General features: G+C 44.1%; 18 protein-coding genes. 8 read left to right on the top strand and 10 right to left on the bottom strand.

All coding sequences use genetic code 11. The annotated features are described in order from the left end of the window. Window positions 1-8 precede the first annotated feature (8 nt). Together IEU85_RS00525 and alr are read right to left on the bottom strand one after the other, a co-directional pair. The gene (locus tag IEU85_RS00525) at window positions 9-1,385 is read right to left on the bottom strand and encodes a deoxyguanosinetriphosphate triphosphohydrolase (protein WP_188354307.1); all 1,377 of its coding nucleotides are present in this window, start codon (window positions 1,383-1,385) and stop codon (window positions 9-11) included. A gap of 108 nt (window positions 1,386-1,493) precedes the next feature. Continuing rightward, entirely contained in the window at window positions 1,494-2,852 is a 1,359-nt protein-coding gene (gene alr, locus IEU85_RS00520; protein WP_188354306.1) for an alanine racemase, read from the bottom strand. A 315-nt stretch (window positions 2,853-3,167) separates the two neighbouring features. Between alr and IEU85_RS00515 the strand changes: the two genes are divergently transcribed. Further along, on the top strand, window positions 3,168-4,625 hold the full coding sequence (locus tag IEU85_RS00515; protein WP_188354305.1) for an APC family permease: 1,458 nt from the start codon (window positions 3,168-3,170) through the stop codon (window positions 4,623-4,625). A gap of 130 nt (window positions 4,626-4,755) precedes the next feature. On the opposite strand, the gene IEU85_RS00510 is transcribed toward IEU85_RS00515, so the two are convergent. Continuing rightward, window positions 4,756-5,259, bottom strand: a complete 504-nt coding sequence (locus tag IEU85_RS00510) for an S-ribosylhomocysteine lyase (protein WP_188354304.1) — start codon at window positions 5,257-5,259, stop codon at window positions 4,756-4,758. 178 nt (window positions 5,260-5,437) lie between these two features. On the opposite strand from IEU85_RS00510, the gene IEU85_RS00505 reads away from it, so the two are divergent. The 7 genes from IEU85_RS00505 (at window position 5,438) to IEU85_RS00475 (ending at window position 12,839) form a co-directional block, all read left to right on the top strand. Continuing rightward, a complete protein-coding gene (locus tag IEU85_RS00505) occupies window positions 5,438-6,838 on the top strand; it encodes a bifunctional phosphopantothenoylcysteine decarboxylase/phosphopantothenate synthase (protein WP_188354303.1) in 1,401 nt (466 codons plus the stop codon). Between the two features lie 111 nt (window positions 6,839-6,949). Next, the gene (locus tag IEU85_RS00500) at window positions 6,950-7,747 is read left to right on the top strand and encodes a type III pantothenate kinase (protein WP_188354302.1); all 798 of its coding nucleotides are present in this window, start codon (window positions 6,950-6,952) and stop codon (window positions 7,745-7,747) included. Beyond that, window positions 7,740-8,708, top strand: a complete 969-nt coding sequence (locus IEU85_RS00495; RefSeq protein ID WP_188354301.1) for a Rossmann-like and DUF2520 domain-containing protein — start codon at window positions 7,740-7,742, stop codon at window positions 8,706-8,708. Before IEU85_RS00500 ends, IEU85_RS00495 begins: the two co-directional genes overlap by 8 nt. 90 nt (window positions 8,709-8,798) lie before the next feature. Continuing rightward, window positions 8,799-9,629, top strand: a complete 831-nt coding sequence (gene panB / locus IEU85_RS00490) for a 3-methyl-2-oxobutanoate hydroxymethyltransferase (RefSeq protein ID WP_188354300.1) — start codon at window positions 8,799-8,801, stop codon at window positions 9,627-9,629. Window positions 9,630-9,747: 118 nt separating this feature from the next. After that, complete coding sequence (gene panC / locus IEU85_RS00485; RefSeq protein WP_229714657.1) at window positions 9,748-10,620, top strand: pantoate--beta-alanine ligase; 873 nt, start codon at window positions 9,748-9,750, stop codon at window positions 10,618-10,620. 18 nt (window positions 10,621-10,638) lie between these two features. Further along, window positions 10,639-11,022 carry an aspartate 1-decarboxylase gene (gene panD, locus IEU85_RS00480; RefSeq protein ID WP_188354299.1) on the top strand — a complete coding sequence of 128 codons (384 nt, stop codon included), beginning with the start codon at window positions 10,639-10,641 and terminating at the stop codon, window positions 11,020-11,022. A 236-nt stretch (window positions 11,023-11,258) separates the two neighbouring features. After that, window positions 11,259-12,839 carry an alpha-N-arabinofuranosidase gene (locus IEU85_RS00475; RefSeq protein ID WP_229714656.1) on the top strand — a complete coding sequence of 527 codons (1,581 nt, stop codon included), beginning with the start codon at window positions 11,259-11,261 and terminating at the stop codon, window positions 12,837-12,839. Window positions 12,840-12,913: 74 nt separating this feature from the next. Here IEU85_RS00475 and IEU85_RS00470 read toward each other — a convergent pair whose 3' ends face one another. The 7 genes from IEU85_RS00470 to IEU85_RS00440 form a co-directional block, all read right to left on the bottom strand. Next, entirely contained in the window at window positions 12,914-13,549 is a 636-nt protein-coding gene (locus IEU85_RS00470) for an ABC transporter ATP-binding protein (protein ID WP_188354298.1), read from the bottom strand. Then, the gene (locus IEU85_RS00465) at window positions 13,507-14,970 is read right to left on the bottom strand and encodes a hypothetical protein (protein WP_188354297.1); all 1,464 of its coding nucleotides are present in this window, start codon (window positions 14,968-14,970) and stop codon (window positions 13,507-13,509) included. Before IEU85_RS00465 ends, IEU85_RS00470 begins: the two co-directional genes overlap by 43 nt. 369 nt (window positions 14,971-15,339) lie before the next feature. After that, entirely contained in the window at window positions 15,340-15,942 is a 603-nt protein-coding gene (locus IEU85_RS00460; RefSeq protein WP_188354296.1) for a hypothetical protein, read from the bottom strand. Window position 15,943: 1 nt separating this feature from the next. Then, window positions 15,944-16,501 (bottom strand): stage II sporulation protein M, encoded by a 558-nt coding sequence (locus tag IEU85_RS00455; protein ID WP_188354295.1) that lies wholly within the window; start codon window positions 16,499-16,501, stop codon window positions 15,944-15,946. A gap of 21 nt (window positions 16,502-16,522) precedes the next feature. Continuing rightward, window positions 16,523-16,807 carry an uberolysin/carnocyclin family circular bacteriocin gene (locus tag IEU85_RS00450; protein ID WP_188355020.1) on the bottom strand — a complete coding sequence of 95 codons (285 nt, stop codon included), beginning with the start codon at window positions 16,805-16,807 and terminating at the stop codon, window positions 16,523-16,525. A 376-nt stretch (window positions 16,808-17,183) separates the two neighbouring features. Then, window positions 17,184-19,106, bottom strand: coding sequence for an ABC transporter ATP-binding protein (locus tag IEU85_RS00445; protein WP_188354294.1), 1,923 nt, complete (start codon window positions 19,104-19,106; stop codon window positions 17,184-17,186). A 352-nt stretch (window positions 19,107-19,458) separates the two neighbouring features. Further along, on the bottom strand, window positions 19,459-20,814 hold the full coding sequence (locus IEU85_RS00440; protein WP_188354949.1) for an ABC transporter substrate-binding protein: 1,356 nt from the start codon (window positions 20,812-20,814) through the stop codon (window positions 19,459-19,461). Between the last annotated feature and the right edge of the window lie 243 nt (window positions 20,815-21,057).

Genomic DNA, 21,057 nt, shown 5'->3' with positions numbered 1-21,057 from the left:
CTTGTACCTTACCGTAGCGTGTGCGCAAGTTGACGCACATAGCGGTTCCCCATACTCACTACAGAACCATCAGTTAAACTGGCTACCTGATCAATAGCCACACGCAACCGCTCATGATCATTCGTTGCCCTACGCCAATCTTCAATAAACACTGGGTCAAGCGCTGGACTTGGGTCAAGTTTACTGCCTCCAACTATGCTGGCACCCTCCATCAGCATCTGCACACATGAGCCAATAATATGCTGCTGATCTCGATGAGATTGCATCAGCGAGCGCGGTTGCATAACAAAATGCACAGCAATACCTTTTAATGCCATAATCTCATACGATGTTTCTTGAGGAATAACAACATGCGCACTGTATCGCGTCAGATTGCCTTGCCCATGTGCCTGACGTGTAGCACGCTCCACAGCAATCGCGAATCTACCAATCAATGCACTTGTAGCATTTTTAAGCTGAGCTAATGCCCTGCGTGATCCATCGAAGGACGCAGGCAGTAATGCTTGAGCGCGTAACCGTTCAAAGGCTTGTACCAGTAACTCTGGCTGCCAAGTATCTCCATACCATTGCCGCGTCTCACTAATCATGGCATCAAGTGTGGCGCTACTCGCTAATAGCGCAGGATCACATGATCCTGCCACAATAGCATCTTCAACATCATGCACACTGTAGGCAATATCATCAGCTAAGTCCATAACCTGCGCTTCCATAGGCTTCGTGCGTGCAGGAGCGCCCTGTTTTAACCATGTGAATACTGGCACATCATCAGGGTATACGCAGAATTTATTAGATTTGGAACCGTCTGGATTCGTTGGCGCATCCTGCCAAGTCCACGGATACTTCACTGCAGCGTCAAGAGAAGCTCTAGTAAGATTCACCCCCACACACCGACCTTGTGCGTTGAATACTTTAGGCTCTAGCCGTGTAAGAATACGCAGCGTTTGCGCATTGCCTTCAAATCCACCAATCTCTTCAGCAAAACTTGCCAGCGCACGCTCGCCATTATGCCCAAATGGAGGGTGTCCTAAATCATGAGCGAGGCATGCGCAATCCACAACATCGGGATCACAACCGAGCATGGCTCCAATTTGTCTGCCAATCTGCGCCACCTCTAAGGTATGAGTAAGTCTGGTACGTGAAAAATCGTCAGTTCCTGCAACTAAAATCTGTGTTTTGGCACCAAGTCTACGCAAACTTGAAGCGTGGATAAGCCGCGCTCTATCGCGTTCAAAAGCGGTACGCTCTTGCGATTTTGGTGGCTCTGGCACCCAGCGTTCCATATCCCTAGCTGTATAGCCATCCTGATTGCTATTACTTCCAGATGCCTGCAGGTTGGACTGACTGTGCTGGGAGTGCTTCGTGTATTGTGCTGCGCGTATTGCCATACTTGTATTGTAGCGACTATCAGTTCGCTACCCGCACAACTTGCAAGCATACTTAAGTATAAGGTAGTACACACTATGCGCTGTATAAGCCTCGCAAAGTCATGCAGTTTATAATATGGTTTGCGGATCAAGCAACGCCAAATCAGCGTCATCTAATACTTCAGGCGCATGCACATATAATCGCGGAATACGATTGCGCAGACATGTGAAAATCTCGTAGCTAATCGTATCGGCAGCACGTGCCCAATCATCAGCAGTTGGTTCCCCAGCCTGCTCGCCGCGACCAGGGCCGAACAATACCACAGTGTCGCCTTCTTGCACACCAAGCTCACTAGCTTTTCCATGCAAATCCACAATAAACTGATCCATACATACTCGACCAGAGACATGCAGTACGCGAGCACCTTCACGTGTCATAATACGAACAGGTCCTCCCGGCTTATTCACGTGCTGTGCGCCTTGCATATCAAAGCCAGAAGCAGAGCGATGAATACCATCGGCATATCCAATAGGTACTATGGCTGTAGAAGTATTATCAGGAGTTAAATAAGTACGACCGTAAGAGATACCATGACCAGCAGCCACATCTTTTACTGTGCCAAGCTGTGCCTGTAATGTCATTGCCGGGCGCAGGCGATAGGTTTGCGGCGTACCCATAGCAGGATCTGGCTCGTAGCCATACAAACCTACACCTGGGCGTGTTAATTCAAAATGAATATCTGGACGATCTAGTGTTGCCGCAGTATTGGCTAAATGCCTGATAGGGGCTTCAATACCAGCCTGCTTCATACGAGCGGTAAATTCATGGAATGTGGCAATTTGTTTATCAGTAGATGCCACGAATTCAGGCACATCTGGAGAATCAGCAACAGCTAAGTGGCTCCACTGCCCGATAATCTCAATCAATCCCTCTTCGACAAGTGGCACTAATGCGGCAAGCGCTTGATCAAATGATTCAGGAGTAAAGCCATTGCGTCCGAAACCAGAATCTACTTTTACATGGATACGAGCGCGCTTACCACAGGATGCAACAGTATGACGTGCCGCTTGTGCGATGCGAGTAATACCTGCAAAAGAGCCAACGGAAATATCAATATCCTGTTCAATAAGCTGCTCAAAAGGCACCTGAGTACCGTTGTAGACCCAAGTTAAAATATGGCACCGATCAACACCGATACCACTTCGACGCAATGCCAAGGCTTCACGCGCTTGCGCAGTGCCTAACCATGTGGCACCACCTGCCAGAGCCGCAAGTGCTGAAGGAATAAGACCATGACCATAAGCGTCAGCTTTTACTACGCCCATCACGGCAGCATCACCAGAAACGCTTACTAAATGGCGCATATTATCGCGTAATGCGCGTAAATCAACAATGCATTGCGCCGGATATGATTCAAGTGCGTTGCGGTAATGTGCTAATCCTTGTGGTGACGAAAATTCCCATACACCAGCAGCTGTCATGCTCATGTGCCCCATTGTGTCCCAATTCGCAGACAAGCGAAGTGTCTCGTGTGCATACATAACATCATATTGCGCACATAGCAACGCATATAGCAGCATATAGCATCACACAGCACATATAACATCACACAGCACAGCACACGTCATACACGAGCGCATATGCCCTAACATTGCCCTAACCGTATAGTATGCTCGCTCATGTTACAGCTGTCTTACAGTTTGGAATGTGCATTTAGCGTAAAACATTGCCATGGTAAGACACCGTATACAGTGTACACAAGCACACATCCGTATCAGGGCACGTTAGGAATCTGAAATCTTATGAATGATTTGATGCGCAAAAAAGACCTTGCCACTGTTGTAGCGCAAGCCACACCATTAAAGCGCACCATGCGCACATTTGACCTTACTATGCTTGGTATCGGAGCCATTATTGGTACCGGTATTTTTGTACTTACTGGAAAAGGCGCTCTTACTGCAGGCCCTGCATTATCAGTTTCATTTCTGTTAGCAGCAATCTGTTGCGGTTTTGCAGGATTATGCTATGCCGAGTTTGCTTCTATGGCACCAGTTTCTGGCTCCGCGTATTCGTATGCATATTTGGCATTCGGAGAATTACTAGCTTTTGTAATTGGCTGGGATTTGATTTTGGAATACGCCTTGCAAGCGGCAACGGTATCAGCTGGCTGGAGCGGCTATTTTACTAAGCTATTACAAGGTTTTGGTATTAACCTACCTGTAGAGCTTACCGCAGCATATGGCACTACTCCGGGGGTTACTACATACTTTAATCTACCCGGATTTGTTATTGTGCTCGTTATTACGTGGATTCTTTCTACTGGTATTAATCAAACCAAGCGCATGAATGACATTATGGTGATGATTAAAATTGCCATTATTGTGCTTTTTATTGTGTGTACTGTTTGGTACGTCAATCCAGCTCATTGGAAGCCATTTTCGCCATATGGCTGGTACACTTTCCAACCTGGTTCCACACAACCGATGGGTATTCTGCCAGCTGCTTCTATTGTATTCTTTAGCTTTATTGGTTTTGATGCCGTATCCTCATCTGCAGAAGAGACAGTCAACCCTAACCGCACACTGCCTCGCGGTATTCTCTATTCGCTTGCAGTTTCTACAGTGCTCTATATTGCCATGACGCTGATTATGACTGGTATTGTGCACTACCCTGATTTTGCTAAGTTTATCAATGCTCCTGTGGCAGGTGTTATTTTGGCAACAGGATTAAATTGGCTTGCTGTTATTGTCAATATTGGCGCTCTGGTTGGTATGACAACCGTTATGCTAGTGCAATTGTATGGTCAGTCACGTATCTGCTATGCCATGAGCCGCGACGGACTGTTCCCTCCGCTTTTCGGTGAAGTTCATAAGAAGTATCTCACTCCATTTAAGGGCACATGGTTCTTTGGTATTGCTACAGCACTAGCTGGCGGTTTTATCAATATTAATGTGCTTTTTGAGATGGTTAATATTGGTACACTTTCTGCCTTTATTATCGTTTCTGCCGGTATTTTGTGGATGCGCAAAACTCAGCCTGACGCACATCGCGGTTTCAAAGCTCCCGGCGTACCATTCACTCCTCTTATTGCCATTGTATTCTGCTTTGTGTTAATTGCAGGACTGAATTGGGAAACTTGGGTACGCTTCTTAATCTGGTCTGGAATAGGCATTGCTATTTACTTTGTGTATTCCAGAAAACATTCAGCACTAGCAAAGAATAAAACTTCTGCTAAAGCTGCAACGCAAACACAGCAGTAAGTTACAAAATACAACATAGTCCATAGAGAAGTGCCGCTAACCTATTTTGTTAGCGGCACTTACATAGTATTCGCAATCAAGCGACTTAATACAGGCGCTTACAGAGAACCTTAGAGATACTTAAAGATACTTATTGCACACAGTTCGGTCCGCGGCGTTCAAAAGGATCAGCGCTAATACCCTGAGCCACAATACGCTTGCACCATTCTTGCGCACCGAACAGAGAATGATCTCGATAATTGCCACAGCTGCGTGCTGTAGTCGCTGGTACATCCTCCCACGTTGCTTGGTATGCAATATACTCAAGCGATTCTTGCAAGGCTTGCGCAATCTCTTCGGTAGTATGCTCTCCCCATGTCAGTAAGTGGAAACCTGTGCGGCATCCAAAAGGAGAACAATCAATATACCCAGTAATGCGCTGGCGCAATAGTACTGCTAACGTATGCTCAATAGTATGCAATGCAGCAGTATCAATAGCTGCTTGATTGGGTTGCACTAATCGCAAATCATAATTGGAAATCACATCGCCATGTGGACCACGCTGAGTATCGATAAAGCGTACGTATGGCGCTACCACTGCAGTGTGGTCAAGTTGGAAACTTTCAGGCTGTACTTGTTCATGTGGTGTAGTCATATTCATAGTGTAAAACAGTTGCTCGAAGTCCAGCCAATAATGTGACCTTGCTCACGCATATGACAAAGTGATGCAATTACGATGTGTGCGCGTGATAATGTCGTACACTACATACGGCTATGACACAATCCAATGTGCATAGACCGCAAAATGCCCAGAGTAGGGCTACGGAGGATTTATGGAAGCGACTACCGACACATCACGTACACCTCATATTCTATTAGCAGTTACTGGCTCTATAGCTGCCTTCAAAGCACTCAGACTCACTAGCGATTTAGTGCATCGCGGCTATGACGTTCGTGTGATGCTTACTCAGTCCGCTCAGCAATTTGTTACTCCATTATCATTTGAAGCGCTCGCACATACTGCAGTACGCACCGATATGTTTCCAGAGCATGAATACTCTCAGTCTGTTGATGCTGATGGGCATCCTCATGTTGGTATTAGTCATATTGATGATGCTCGCTGGGCTGATATTGCTGTTGTTGTCCCAGCAAGTGCCAATACACTTGCGAAACTTGCTCATGGTATTGCTGATAACTACGTAACTAGTACATTATTAGCCGTCACCTGTCCGGTGCTTATTGCCCCTGCTATGAATACTCATATGTATGAGCATCCTGCAACGCAGCGCAACTTGTCCTTATGCCAAAGCTATGGCATGCATATCGTTGAACCAGATAGCGGTATATTGGCATGCAATGAGGTTGGTAAGGGACGGCTTGCGGCATTAGCGGATATTGAGCACGCTATTGAAGAACTCCTGAGTACCAATACGCCAAATGCGACAAATGTACCAACTATGCCAAATGAGCAAGCCTCAACGGCACCAGCGCTAACAGCACAGCAGCAAGCACAAGAGTCGCAACACCAGTCACACGATTTGCCTCTTGCTGGTAAGCGCGTACTGATTACAGCAGGACCAACGCAAGAAGCCCTTGATCCAGTACGCTATATTACCAATCATTCTACGGGCACTATGGGCTATGCCCTTGCCGAGCAAGCCCGCGACCTAGGTGCCAAAGTCACGCTGATTTCAGGTCCCGTATCAATAAACGAACCAGCAGGTGTACATGTTATTCATGTGGTCAGCGCTCAAGACATGTTTGCAGCTGTGCAAGAACACTACGCACACTGCGATTTAGCAATTATGGCAGCAGCAGTTGGCGATTTTCGACCAGAGTATGTAAGTAAAGAAAAAATCAAAAAACACGGTAAAACTACACTAGAGCTCACTTTGGTTGCTAATCCTGATATTTTGGCATGGGCAGGAGCACATAAGCGTGAGCAACATCCTCAAATCCTCTGCGGTTTTGCCATGGAAACACAGGATCTTATCGCTAACGCAAGCACGAAACTTCGCGCCAAGCATGCCGATATGATTGTGGCTAATTCACTGCGCGAAGAAGGTGCTGGTTTTGGCACCGGCACTAATATCGTCACACTGCTTTCCCCTACTGCTAGTGCCAACAGCACACTAGCAGGCGATGGCGTGTATCTGACTCAATTTGACCGTATGAGCAAACCGCAAGTAGCACAAGCGATTTTGCATGAACTTATGGATTGCTATGGCAACTAGCGAGAAGCATTACCTGTGCTGAACTATGTGCAAAATATGCACTCATTCATGTACAAAACCGACTGCATCTAGACTAAACATCTCAACTAACTGCATTATTTTGGAGGAATTATGCTTGTTGCAGTAGATATTGGCAATACCAATATTGTTATTGGCTTTATTGACGGCACTGATATTATTGGCACTTATCGTTTAACCACTGGCACTCGTCGCACAAGCGATGAATATGCCATGATGCTCTCTACTTTTATGTCGATGTCGCAGGTTAATCCGCGCGATGTTGATGATGTGATTATTTCCTCTGTAGTGCCAAAAGTGATGTATGCATTTAGGGCAAGTATTGTCAAATTCTTGGGGCTAGAACCAATTATCGTAGGCCCTGGGGTAAAAAGCGGCATCAATTTGAAAGTGGATAATCCAAAGACTGTTGGCGCTGACCGCATTGCCGACTGCGCAGGCGCTTACCATTTATATGGCGGTCCTGTGCTCGTGATTGATTTTGGCACGGCTACCACATATGACTATGTTGATAGCACTGGAAGTTTTTGTGCAGGTGTTATTGGTGTAGGTATTGAAACAGGTGCTAATAGTTTGTGGAGTCAAACAGCACAGTTACCAGAAATTGAAATCACCCGACCTGACACTATTCTTGCTACAGGCACCAAAACTGCAATGCAAGCTGGATTGTATTACGGATTCTTAGGCGGCGTGGAATACACCATTAACCGCTTTAGACAAGAACTTGGTACCGATTTCAAAGTAGTAGCCACTGGCGGACTTGGCAATGTGCTCTATGACGAAACTGACGCCATTGATATTTATGATCGTGAGCTTATTTTCAAGGGGTTAGCGATTATTTACGCGCGTATGCGTGGACGGAATTTCAAACCACGAGGCACTCATGCATAAAAGCACTCCAGAACCCCCATACACAATAGGCGTTATAGGTCCTGGCAGAGCAGGAACCGCCATGGCAGCATATTTGGGCACGCATACCGACGTGCGTATTATTGGCTGTGCTTTAGGAAGCGCAGATCACCAGCAACGATTTATGCAATGCAATCCTGATACGCAGTGTTTTGCTACTATCCCCGCATTAGTGCAAGCATGCAATGTTATTATTATTGCTGTTGCCGATGGCGCACTTGAGCGCGTGTGTAGTGCAATGGTCGAGGATTGTGCCAGCCAAGGCATTACGTTGCAATCACGTCTGGTTATGCATCTTTCTGGCGCCTGCGCTGCCGATGTGCTCGATAGCGCAGCAGAGGCGGGAGCTGTAACGGTGGCGTGCCATCCTATTCAGGCGATTAGTGCAGAAGCAGCCCAATCACCAAGCCACGCTATTGCAACTTTTACGCCTATTACGTTTAGTGTTCAAGGCGACGACAGTGCGTGTCAATGGTGTACAAATGTGCTGAGTGCATTAGGCAATACCGTTATCCCTATTTCTAGCGATAACAAAGCACTCTACCATGCTGCTACTTCTGTTGCCGCTAATCTCAGCATGGCACTATTCCAAAGTGCTGTTATGATGTTTGAGCAATGTGGGTTTAGTCGAGAGCAAGCTCGACGTGCATTGGCTCCACTGATTCAAACAAATGCGTATAGTTGGGCAGAGCAAGGCATAAGTGCTTTAACTGGTCCTGTTTCTAGAGAAGATTGGACCACTATTGAGAAGCATATTCAAGCTATCAGTGCGTGCACAGCAGCATGGGATAAACAGCAGCAGCATCAAGAATCACTTACGAATGAGCAACAGCACGCTATAGATGAGCAACAGCATGCTCAAAACCGTGCAATACACCGACTGTTACCGATCTACACTATGCTCACTGAGCAATTGCGAGATCTGTACAACCCTCAACATTAGAATACAGTTGCAATTTGAATACAGTTGCAATCGGCATGGACCCTAGAGCGCAGCAACGCACTTGTATGGGCTGTGACCAAAAGGAGAATTATGGCAATTACAACAGCTAGCTTTGCCAAAGCTAAAGCACAAGGCCGTAAGCTCACGATGCTTACCGCCTACGATTATACAACGGCTCGTCTTGTTGACGAGGCTGGTGTTGATGGCATTTTAGTTGGAGACTCGCTCGGCATGGTGATGCTCGGGTACGACTCCACCCTGCCAGTGACGATGGAAGATATGATTCATCACACGCGCGCAGTAACCCGTGGCGCTAAGCATGCGCTGGTTGTTGCCGATTTACCATTTATGGCATATCAAGTTTCTACCGAACAGGCTGTAGCCAATGCCGGTAGACTGATCCAAGAAGGCGGTGCAAGCGCTGTCAAACTTGAAGGCGGCGTAGCTTTTGAAGAGCAAATTGCCGCTATTGTACGCGCTTCAATTCCGGTAATGGGACATATTGGACTGACTCCTCAATCCGTAAACGCTTTTGGTGGTTTTAAGATTCAAGGAAAGACACAAGAAGCTGCACAACGTGTGCTTGATGATGCACGTGCTATTGAGCGTGCTGGCGCGTTTGCTGTAGTACTGGAGGGGATTCCAACGCAACTTGCGCAGCGTATTGCTCAAACTATCAGCATTCCAACTATTGGTATTGGTGCTGGCGATGTTACTGACGGTCAAATTTTAGTTGCACAAGATATGTTAGGCATGTATGGCGAGCTCTCCCCTAAGTTTGTGCGCCGATATGCCAATATTGGTCAACAGATTACTCAAGCTATTAGTGCATACATCGCTGATGTGCAATCTGGTGATTTCCCTAATAATGAAGCTGAAGGCTACACCATGGATGGCACGCAGTTAGAAGGTCTACACTAGCTCACTAATTACACTAGCTCAATTTGTGCTGTCTTCACGAATATGACGTGCTCACGAACATAACGGGTCGCTAATATGACGTGTTTACTGCGCTATTGGCATACTTGAGGAGATTACTATGAGTGAACAATTATCACCAATTCCAGTCGTACATACTATTGATGCTATCCGAGAACTTGTCCAAGAGTGGAAGCGACAAGGACTTTCTGTAGGCTTAGTGCCAACTATGGGTTATTTGCATGAGGGCCATCAAAGTTTGATTGAGCGTGCTGCACAAGACAATGATCGCGTTGTGGTTTCTGATTTTGTCAACCCTATCCAATTTGGACCAAGTGAAGATCTAGAAAGCTACCCTCGTGATTTGCAACGCGATACCGCATTAGTAGAGCGTGCAGGCGGTAGCGTACTATTTAATCCAACTCCTGCAGAAATGTATTTCCCTAACCGTACCACTGCCATTACTATGAGCACTATTACTGAGGAGCTTTGCGGTAAAACTCGCCCAGTACACTTTGGTGGTGTCTGCACAGTAGTTGCTAAATTATTCAATATTGTCACTCCTGATCGCGCCTATTTTGGTAAAAAAGACGCTCAGCAGTTGTTGGTGATTCGTCGCATGGTGCGCGATTTGAATTTTAATATTGAAATTATTGGCTGCCCTATTATTCGCGAAGCTGATGGCTTGGCAAAAAGTTCGCGCAATACATATTTAACTGAGGCAGAACGTGCTGCAGCTCCGGTATTACATCGCGCATTGGAACGCGGTCGCATGCTTGCTGAATCTGGCGAGCGCAGCAGTGAAGTTATTATTGCCGCTATTCGTGAAGTATTAGATAGTGAGCCATTAACTGATACTGAGTACGTGGAAATTGTTGATTTAGAAACTGTACATCCTGTGCCAACCCTTGATCAACCAGTGTTAGTGGCACTTGCAGTGCGATTAGGAACAACCCGTCTGATTGATAATTTCTTCTTCCCAGATGAGCTATAAGGAGTACTGAGCATACCCATGTTATTAACCAAGCTTAAAGGCAAAATTCATCGCGTTACTGTTACTGAGGCTCGCGTGGACTATGTTGGTTCTATTACTGTGGATGCCGACTTGTTGAAAGCAGCTGGTATTGAAGAATATGAACTAGTACATGTTGTGAATGTCAATAACGGCAATCGTTTAGAAACATACACCATTGCAGGTGAGGCTGGTAGCGGCGTTATTTGTTTGAATGGAGCTGCTGCTCATTACTTTGCGCCAGGAGACAAAGCCATTATTATGTGCTATGCGCAGATGGATGAGCAGGAAGCGAAAAACCATGAGCCAAAAGTGGTGTTTGTAGATGAGCAAAACCATGCCACACGCATTACGCATTATGAGCGTCATGGGCAGATTGCATAGCCATGTACCACAAAAAATCATGATGCAGTCATTGTAGTAGGTATATCTACGCAATAGCACTGTTTGGGTTAAGATAAAGGTTGCGGGCAACTAGCATGCTCGCAACCTTTTCGCGTATTGCGCTCAAAAGAACTTATATTTTTTCTTACAATGATAGCGCTAACATTATTCGTATACTACACTAAGCAGTAGAGCGATAATCGCACGTAACCATACATTATCTGGAGGCAATTGCAGTGAACGACAACGAAGTCAAACGAGGCACCATTTCATTACATGGAGCACAACGTATAGCCGATGTCCCGCGTAGAATATTCGGCTCATTTATCGAGCATTTAGGGCGTAGCGTCTATGGCGGTATTTACGAGCCAGAGCATGAAACCGCCGACGAGCATGGTTTCCGCGGCGATGTGCTTGATTTAGTAAAAGAACTTGGTGTCACCTGCGTACGCTATCCGGGCGGCAATTTTGTCTCCAACTATCGTTGGCAAGATGGCGTAGGACCTAAAAGCCAACGCCCAGTCCGCAGAGATTTAGCATGGCATACTACTGAGCCAAACCAAGTAGGACTTGATGATTTCTACCACTGGAGTAAAGCAGCTGGTACAGAGATTATGATGGCCGTAAATATGGGCACACAAGGTTTGCAAAGTGCTTTGGATGAAATTGAGTATGCCAATGGCGCTCCAGGCACAGCACTTGCCGACTGGCGTGTAGCTAACGGTATTCGTGAGCCTATGGATATTCGCATGTGGTGTATTGGCAATGAAATGGATGGACCTTGGCAAGTCGGGCATATGAGTGCTGAGGAATATGCTGTGGCCGTGGAGCGTACTGCGCATGCGATGAAATTGGCAGAACCCGGTCTTGAGTTAGTGGCTTGTGGTTCAAGTAGTGCCAGCATGCCTACCTTCGGCACATGGGAACGCACCGTGCTTACACGCGCCTATGATTATCTCGACTTCGTCTCTTGCCACGCATATTACTTTGAGCGAGGAGCCAAGTCACCACAAGACTTTTTGGCAAGCGGCGAAAACATGAAGCATTTCATTGCAACGGTTGCAGCTCAAGCTGACGATGCAAAAGCTGCACATCAAGGCGATCATGATATTGCCCTCTCCTTTGACGAGTGGGGCGTGTGGTATCAAGATGATTGGAACCGCCAAGAAGCAGAGTGGAAAGCACAAAATCGCGTGCTACATAACGAGCCATGGCCTACAGCGCCACATCTTTTAGAAGATACGTATACGGTACGTGATGCTGTGGTAGAGGGTGCGTTAATGATTGAATTACTCGCCCATTGCGATCGCGTTCGCTCAGCTTCACGAGCACAACTAGTAAATGTTATTGCGCCAATTATGACCCAAAATGGCGGTCCTGCATGGAAACAGACCGTATTCTACCCATTTGCTTTTGCTGCACACCATGCTGTAGGCGACGCCTTTGCTCCAACGATCCATAGTAGTCAAGTACATACTGAAAGCTATGGCGATGTCGATGCTGTACGCGCAGTAGTTACCTTCGACCAGCAAACACACTCTGGCTGCGTGCTGATGGTCAACCGCGATATGCAGCAGGCTACAGAGCTTCACCTTGATTTACAGGATTTGCTCTCCAATACGCAATTCACTGAGATTATTGCTGATGAGCAAGTACTGCTACACGATGATGATCCATATGCTACGAATACTATTGAGCATCCTGATCGTGTGAAGCTGCGCACACTCGATATTACTGCAAGCGCAGAGCATCCTGCACAGTTTACTGTCACTTTGCCTGAAGAAAGCTGGGCTGGATTCGCATTCCACCTTGTGTAATCGCCTGCTAACCATAATAAAGCTGTAGGATGTGTCCAATGATCTCTAGCGTAGGGGCACATCCTACTTAATAACTAATATTTTGTTAAATCAAGTGTCATATCTATATGCAATGACTGTGGAATAACATGACTTGAGATGAATATTAATGACCGTGAAGACCATCGACATATTTCTTCTGACATCAACTCTACCGATTCTTTATCGACTCCATTGAATGGCTCATCAAGAAATGCTACATTGAATTTACCAGTAGTACACATTATGTACCACAGTTTCTTCCTCGTTCCGGTAGATAGTGCATCAGTTCGTTTCCCAAACCATATATTTAACCCAAAACGAATGGCGCGCTGTATTGCTTCATCTTTACTCACTCCAGTTAATTGTGATGACAATACAAGATGGTCAACCAAACTTAGATTCGGATGTAATGCCGGCGTAGCTCGACAAATCCTCCTGTATTTTCTCGTTTCCGGCGAACTTGCATCGACTCCGTTGATAAGAATTTTCCCATAGATTGGATGTAGATACCCAGAAGCTGCTTCAATAAGTGTCGATTTGCCGTATCCATTTGGGGCAGTGATATGTACTATTCCACTCCCGTTAATCGAAAGGTTCAGATCTTTCAGAACGGTATACTCTGATGAATATGCCAATGTTAGATTATTCACTTCAAAGGAAGGTAAAGGACTCGATTCACCCCTGCCCATATCGCACCTCCAAATAATATCAATGAAATTACTACTTCCAAAATAGGCATACTTAATTGAGAACAATACAGTAGTAATGCTATTGACGCACTAGAAATAATTACGGACACAATACCTGTAGACATTGAACTAGTTATTGACCCATCAGGAAATTTCGTTCCATCCGAAAGTATTGCAGAGGCTATCCATGAGCTGGATAGGACGCAGCATTCAACACTCATTACGATAAGCCAATGACCGCCTAAAATAGATGAGATTACTGCAATCGGTATTACTATTGGCAAGCAAATTACGGCTGCAATCAATATAGGCACTAGCGAAACTAATACGGCATGCTCTCCCATTTCCCAAACAAATCTATTCTGATACAAGAGAGCATACGATCCAACCCTGTTTATTATTACTTCCGAGGACGTAATAGTAATACCAAACACAATCACTGCAGATAATTGATCAATTATCATGGATGAACTTACCATTATCATGTTGATTGGTAAGAAAGTTTTCGCACCGAGAAGAGCGAACAACAATAACCATGCTACGCATATTAGATGGGAAAAATATCCTATTCGCCATGGATCAAAAAGATCTTTACTGATAATTCTTGTCCAATGTAATATCAGGTTCTGAGAATGTCGCAATATAGCATCGTTACTATTCCACACTTCATTGTTAAGTGAAAAATCTATTTCTGAAAGGAGACGGGATACAGACAATACCAATACCAGACACATTGACAAAACAGTAACGGTGAGGATAAGGAAAACATTAAGTGAATATATATACCAAGACTTCATGCCCCGATATGAACTTCCGAGTTCAACAATACCGATTATACAAAGTGCTATTAATACAAAGTAAAGCAGCGAATATTTTTTATTCCCTCTTATCTTTTCTCTCGTCGCAACACTGAGTGTAACCAGTAATTCCAATAAGCAAATCAAAAAGGGGAATATGAACAGAATGACAGCCGCGACGACATCCGACTCTAAAAAGATTTCTTGTATCGCAGCACTGTAACACCATCCACCAGTCACCATCAGCGATAGCACAATTTTGTCCATGCTTTCCGCACATACCACTTGAACTCTCGGTATGCCTAATGTTTTATAAAAATTGCGTAGCGGATGCATCGTTAAGTAGACTGTTCTAATTGAGAATAATTCTTTTATAGAGTATGCAATGGGCATGTACAGTGAAAACAATACAGTACTGATTAGCGCACGATGTTCTCCCAACTCGATTGTTATATAGCTAAATAATAATGTCGATATTAGCGACGAACTACAAAGAATACATATCAATGCAGCAATGCGACAACCACGAAATAATGGGATAGATATATTCCAGCCAAGATTATCTAAGACCACTGAATCATTTATTTTACGGGCTACTTTCCATGTCAGAGTATTCCAATTCACATGCGGTCCTTAGTGATTTTACTCTTTTTCTCGGTTTGTATCACTAAGGCTACAGTTGCCATAAGAATCGATGCAAGAACGATAGGGAGGACAGCAATAACACTCATTTTTCCTACCGACCAACAAATAGCGGTCGTAACACCGTTCAAGAAAAACGCAACCATATCAATATTTAGTATAAGCTTGTTTGAGATAACCACAATCGCTAATAAACACAATGTAACAAGTATTAGTGCACAAGAGAATACTAAAATAGTTATATTTCGCTTATTTAGCGAAATAACTCCCAATAAGATTATGCAAAACATCATTACTAATGCAATTCTCTTCCTCAATTGCATATATATCTTGGTCATCATTCCCCAATCATTACAATAAAATCGAAATAGCAACGATGCAAAATAATATTGCCATTACTGAGATTCGAGATTTGGTGTTATTTTTTCCAGCACTAATACGATTCCACGAAAACATAGTCATGGTGATGACCACGGTTACTATCCATGCGTAAAACCATATCGAATTTTTAGGTGAAGTCTGATTAAGCACAAGTGCAGCTACCTGTACAGGTACAGTAACTAATAAACCTGACAGTGTTGCCATGCCTAATCCAGTGTATTTTTCTCTACTACTCACCTTGCCGATTGGCAAAATAAGAGAATTCAATATCTTCTCGTCAACATCTACACAAAGATACAGGTATAGGATTTGAAATGCAGTAGAAATAATTATTGCTAACGTTATGCCAATTCGTACAGCAAGCTGCATGAGAGTAGGATCTGATATAGATGCACTCAGCCCATATTGCTGGATATTTTCTTCAATTTGTTGTGAAGCTTGCATAGACAACCTTGAAACCATAACTGCGACAAAAGATATCACTCCCACCATAACAATACGTCGATCAACTGTATTACGTTCAGATACAGCGTGTTGAAGTACAGTGTCTTTTCGGTTGAGAATACTTCTCATATTATGACCTCGAAACAATTATCAGCGTCTCTAATATCGCTCCACTAAAAATAAATACCAGCGATATCATCAAAAGAATAAATGAACATCTTATCCTTCGAATATAAATAGCAAATTTTGTAGTACCAGCAATTCCATGCTGATAATTAAGGATTGAGAGTACAGGAACTAGACCAGATGCGGCAGCAAGTATATACCCAATTATCTCGATTATCGCATAACCCGCAACAGAAATAATAACCGACTTTGCTCCCACCTCCATTATCGCGGCAGCTGTAGTAGATCCTACTGTAAATCCAATAAATGCAATGTTTAATAAAGAACTAAGTCCAAATGTTAGCACTCCAGAAAACAAACCCAATGCTACTACTGAATTCCGTAGTAGAATAGATAAAAACAACGGGTTTATAGTACTGTCCAAAGGGGCAGCAAGCATTCCTCCACCACCCCTCATGTGACCGATTAGAGTGCAATATGAAACTCCAACAGATAGAGCAAGCACTAGAGATGAAATAATAATCGCTAGATTAATTTCATCTCGGATGGTACTTATTTCCATATGACCTCTCATAATGCATTCTTATGCTACTGCAACACTTGTTCCCCACTTTTTTATTGCCCATTTCGCAGTTGCAACTGCCACTCCCGCAAGACCTCCTGATGTTACAGCCATAGCTATACCTAGTGCTGCACCACCAACGGAAATAGCATTCACAATTTGAGAAGCTGCAGCGGTCGAAATCCCAAACATACCTGCGATATATGCTGCTGATAGACCAGTAACAGCTAGACCAATAATAGAAAGGCTAATTGCAGTAACCGTGATCAGAGTCGTTTTTATAATATCATTTACTGATCTATTCATTATGTAACTCCATACACAACATTGTGTAAATCTATGCCTTTTACTCGATGCGTGGTAATAAGGCAAAATTATTATACTTACAAGATACCCAATATAAACTGAATATACACACCTGCTGAGGAAAAATCTATAATCGCTAAACCAGAGTAGGATACGCTACCCACTACAATCTGTAGCAACAACGTAGAATTCATTCTAGAGACTTAATGAAGCTATGTCAAATCAGAGTAGTCAGACATACAGATTTTATATATGCACTCTCTGCATATGTCTCTTGTTTTAACAATCAATTCATCTATGTATATAGAAAAGTAATCGATACATAAAGCTGGGCCGGATTCGCATTCCACGTAGCCTAAAGGTTGCACTCTGTCCACTAATAATAGCCTTGCTGGGCAGCATACATATCAGCATAGAACTTGCAGCTGTCCAGCAAAGTATGGTGGTCACCATCACCTACAACTCTACCTTGATCAAGCACAATAATATGTTGTGCATGGCTTATCGTCGTAAAGCGATGAGCAACGAGAAGCACAGTCATAGGACGATCAATATCAGCAATCGCTTCGAACATTGCCTGCTCAGATACTGCATCAACCGATGCAGTCGGCTCATCTAGCACTAGTAAGCTTGGATTCTTATATAAAGCACGCGCAGTCGCAAGACGTTGCCATTGTCCAATGGACAGCTGTCGTCCACCTTCAAATCGCCTTCCTAATAACGTATGAAAACCTTGTGGTAATTGCTGTTCAAGTGAAAACAGACCCACTGCTTTAAGGCTAGCACGGACATCTTCCAAGCTATTACTAGTATCACTGTTATCAGCATCATCAAAAACATGACCACGTCCAAAAGTGATGTTATCACCTAAAGATCTCTCAAACTTAACAAAGTCCTGAAAAAGTGCAGAACAGTGTTCATATATCTCTTTTCTACTGAGTTTTTGAATGGGTATTGTATTAAGTAATATTTCACCCTTTGTCGGTTCATAAAAACGTAATATGAGTTTACAAACGGTTGTTTTCCCAGAACCATTAAGTCCAACAAGCGCTGTTGTAGTACCTTTCTCAATAGTAAACGACACATTGTCGAGCACTTGTCTATCAGTACCTGGGTATGTAAAACTCACATTCCGAAACTCAACAGATATCGCATTACGATTTTTTATACTATCTTCTGCATCACTCTTTTCTGTCGTTTCTGAATCATACATAGTGCACGTGCCCTCAGTGATATTGCTAGGATTCATTTCCATAACTGCAACCCAATTCGACACATAGAGTAAATGTTGATAGATGCCCGTTACACCTAAAAATGCCGACAGCACTAGCCCATTCATCTGCGACGTAGCAGAAATAAAACCTGCAAGTTCACCTACGCCATTTCCTTGTAACGCAATAAAAGTTGCGACAATAACCGCGCCAACATTGGCAAATACTGAAATCAAACCTAGCCCGCCTGATGCCTTGAGATTCCAAACAGTTAAAGCACGATCCTGCTGCAGAAAAATTTTGCGCAATTTGATATACCCTTGCTCAAACAGTTTCTCTAAACTAAATATTTTTATTTCTTTACGCGCAGCATCAGATGTCAATAACGCTCGGAAATACGCAGCAAGCCTTAACTTAGGAGCACGCGCGTACTCAATATCGTATGCTTTAGTTTGCATCTGAAATGTTGCAATAGCAGCCGGAATCGGAGCAACAAGTAGCATCAGAGCAATCCAGATATTCCATGAGGCAATAACTGTTACGACACCAAGAATAGCAATAACACCCTGAATTGCAGAACGTGCAGAATCAAACAAACCAAAAATATGTGATCCAGTAGATGAATCAACGCGTTGTATTGCATCATATGTTGTTGACGACTCGAAATCTTGTACTTCAAACGTACGTAATTTATGAACTAGGTCAACATCTGTGTCATAAGATAAGCGCAGTGTTAGCTGATCGCTAACATATTTTATTACATTTTCTAACACATAAGCGCCGATTAATGCACCTGCAAATAGTGCTAGAGCCCATAAACCATTCGGATAGAAATGCGAATCCGAACCAGATTCTGTCCGAGTAGCATCGTGAGCAACAGCAGATACTAGCTCACTAATCGATGATACTTGCACAGCAGGTAGCAAACCTCGTATCAAAGTCATCACTATCAGAGCTAATAACGAGAAACGACCAGTTGCATATAGCATACTTAATGCGCGCTTCAAAGAGACACCTAAAGGAGCCGCATGATGACTTGCTAATGAAGAAGAGCTATCCTTAACATCATCAGTTTGAGTGTTTCGCATCAATGATCTCCTTCTCTCTTCACCAGCCCCACTCTTTGCACTAAGGGAGGTTTTCATAGTGTTCTCTTTTTATAGATAGAGAATTATACGTATCAATATGTTATTTGAATCATATTCGCTAGGTCTAAAGCACTTCATATTCTGAAAAACTGATTACCGAACAAACTATTAGGTTAATTAATCCTGTATTTATCAGTGCAAGTACTTGAATCCGTTACATGATTATTTAGAGCTCATAGTACGTCATCGACTATTTATTTGAGAATCGTTCAAATTACATACGAAAAAGGTCTAGAGCCCTTGCGAACTCTAGACCTATACCCAACGAGAAGAGAGAGATTATGAATAGAGATTAGTTAACCTTGAAGCCCTGCTGAGTGCCGTAGTCAACCAAATCCTTTTGCCATGCTGCCACGCCGTCAGCAATGGTGCCCTTGCCAGCAAATGCGGTCACGAAGTCACCATACTTACCGCGAGCATATACTTCGTATGGCAGGAAGTTGTAGCCAGGAAGCACGTTCTCAGCAGCCTTTGCAAGCTCTTCGTTGTACTTCTGTCCACCGAAGTATTCAACGTCCTTGCCGTCCTTATCCTTCAGAGCGGTCATAGCAAGGAAGTCCTTATCAGCCAAAGTTTCCTTATCGGCTGGGAATGCGCCGCCATCAACACGAACCTTAATACCGTCCTTGTTGTGAGCTACATATTCAACAAACTTGTATGCAGCTTCTGCCTTTGCAGCATCATCCGTCTTAATAACTGCGAGTGAAGAGCCACCACTTTCTGCGTTCATTGGCTTGGAAGCATCCCAGCTTGGCATCTGGGTAATGCGCCACTTACCCGTTGCATCTGGAGCGCCGGAGAGCAGGTTGTATGGCATCCATGCACCAGTGAGCAGAGCGGCAATAGAACCATCATTCAGACCGCGGTTCCAGTCATCAGTCCAACCAACAGTCTTGGTGTCGATCAGACCTTCGTCAATCATCTTCTGCCAGTATTCATTCCACTTCTTAGCGCCTTCATCACCTGTCAAATCAATCTTGACTGACTGACCATCGCTACCGATGGAGAATGGGTGACCGCCAGAAGCCCATACCATAGAATCATAGAAACCAGCATCGCCAGAGTCAGAAGTAATGTAGCTGCCAACAGCCTTAATCTTCTTTGCTGCCTCGTAGAAGTCATCCCAAGTCTTAATCTGGGTAGCGTCTACACCAGCCTTGTCGAAGACTTCCTTATTGTAGTAGAACGCCATTGGGCCTGAATCGATTGGCAGACCAAAAACGCCGCCTTGGACGTTGACTGAGTTCCAAGTACCAGTAGTGAAGAAGTCAGAGAACTTATCTGCTCCATACTGGGTGAGGTCTTGCAAATGCTCGCCAATAGCATACTGTGGCAATGCGTAGTACTCTACCTGAGCAACATCTGGAGCGCCGCTACCTGCCTGCAATGCATTATCAAGTGCCTGATATTCCTTGGTGTTCGTACCAACGTTATCAATCTTGACCTTGATATTTGGATTGGCCTTTTCAAAGCCTTCGACAGTACGTGGCACTGTAGAATCCCATGCCCATACGGTCAGGTTTACTTTTTCATCTGAGTTGCTAGATGAGCTGCTCTTAGCATCTGAGCCACCGCATGCAGCGAGTGAGCCCAACATAGCTACAGCACCGACCATTGCGATGGTCTTCTTCACTGTATTGAACTTCATCGTTCGTTCTCCTTCCATAAGCATTCATCGAATGCTTGGCGTTCCATTAAGCCATATACCTTAATGGTAACGTAAACATTTTGTATTATACACATCTTTATCATGCAACAAAAGCGCATCATATCAGCGTGTTTACGCAAACAATGAATGTTGCTCGCATCCACGGTTTCATATCAACCATGCAGTATCCTTGCTTGCGTATTTTCGTATTTACTCAATGGTTCAAACCCTTGTAAATACGAC

The organism is Galliscardovia ingluviei (assembly GCF_014635685.1).
Classification (GTDB): domain Bacteria; phylum Actinomycetota; class Actinomycetes; order Actinomycetales; family Bifidobacteriaceae; genus Galliscardovia; species Galliscardovia ingluviei.
The sequence above is the reverse complement of the archived record's forward strand: the minus strand, read 5'-3'. Positions and strand labels throughout refer to the sequence as shown.